This window comes from Metabacillus sp. 84 (assembly GCF_050107715.1).
Taxonomy (GTDB): Bacteria; Bacillota; Bacilli; order Bacillales; family Bacillaceae; genus Metabacillus_B.
Genome location: NZ_JBNILN010000026.1, coordinates 1 through 1662 on the forward strand (window position 1 = coordinate 1; position 1662 = coordinate 1662).

General features: G+C 52.7%; 1 rRNA gene. It reads left to right on the forward strand.

Features of this window, described 5'->3' with window-relative positions:
- Positions 1-140 precede the first annotated feature (140 nt).
- Positions 141-1662, forward strand: a 23S ribosomal RNA gene (locus ACQCV8_RS20095); the annotation flags it as partial.

Genomic DNA, 1662 nt, shown 5'->3' on the forward strand with positions numbered 1-1662 from the left:
TTGTTCTTTGAAAACTAGATAACGATATGAATGTCAAACATTCACACGAGTAAGAAACGACCTTATGATTTTCTTCGTCCGTTTACCGGTTGAAGAAATGAACACAAGCCTTAAGACCATCCGGTCTTAAGCGATCTAACGGTTAAGTTAGAAAGGGCGCACGGTGGATGCCTTGGCACTAGGAGCCGATGAAGGACGGTACGAACACCGATATGCTTCGGGGAGCTGTAAGTAAGCGTTGATCCGGAGATTTCCGAATGGGGAAACCCGCTGCTCGTAATGGAGCAGCATCCTGACTTGAATACATAGAGTCAGCGAAGGCAGACCCGGGGAACTGAAACATCTAAGTACCCGGAGGAAGAGAAAGCAAATGCGATTCCCTGAGTAGCGGCGAGCGAAACGGGATCAGCCCAAACCAGAAGGCTTGCCTTCTGGGGTTGTAGGACACTCAACACGGAGTTACAAAGGAACGGGGTAGAGGAAGCGGCCTGGAAAGGCCCGCCAGAGAAGGTAACAGCCCTGTAGTCGAAACTTCGTTCCCTCCTGAGTGGATCCTGAGTACGGCGGGACACGAGAAATCCCGTCGGAATCCGGGAGGACCATCTCCCAAGGCTAAATACTCCCTAGTGACCGATAGTGAACCAGTACCGTGAGGGAAAGGTGAAAAGCACCCCGGAAGGGGAGTGAAAGAGATCCTGAAACCGTGTGCCTACAAGTAGTCAGAGCCCGTTAACGGGTGATGGCGTGCCTTTTGTAGAATGAACCGGCGAGTTACGATGACGTGCAAGGTTAAGTTGAAGAGACGGAGCCGCAGCGAAAGCGAGTCTGAATAGGGCGCATCAGTTCGTCGTCGTAGACCCGAAACCAGGTGATCTACCCATGTCCAGGGTGAAGTTCAGGTAACACTGAATGGAGGCCCGAACCCACGCACGTTGAAAAGTGCGGGGATGAGGTGTGGGTAGCGGAGAAATTCCAATCGAACCTGGAGATAGCTGGTTCTCTCCGAAATAGCTTTAGGGCTAGCCTCATGGCAAGAGTCTTGGAGGTAGAGCACTGATTGGACTAGGGGCCCCCATCGGGTTACCGAATTCAGTCAAACTCCGAATGCCAAAGACTTATCCATGGGAGTCAGACTGCGAGTGATAAGATCCGTAGTCGAAAGGGAAACAGCCCAGACCACCAGCTAAGGTCCCCAAGTATCCGTTAAGTGGAAAAGGATGTGGGGTTGCTTAGACAACCAGGATGTTGGCTTAGAAGCAGCCACCATTTAAAGAGTGCGTAATAGCTCACTGGTCGAGTGACCCTGCGCCGAAAATGTACCGGGGCTAAACGGATCACCGAAGCTGTGGACTGTCCTTCGGACAGTGGTAGGAGAGCGTTCTAAGGGCTGAGAAGCCAGACCGGAAGGACTGGTGGAGCGCTTAGAAGTGAGAATGCCGGTATGAGTAGCGAAAGAGGGGTGAGAATCCCCTCCACCGAATGCCTAAGGTTTCCTGAGGAAGGCTCGTCCGCTCAGGGTTAGTCGGGACCTAAGCCGAGGCCGAAAGGCGTAGGCGATGGACAACAGGTTGAGATTCCTGTACCACCTCTTTTCCGTTTGAGCAATGGAGGGACGCAGGAGGATAGGGCAAGCGCGCTGTTGGATATGCGCGTCCAAGCAGT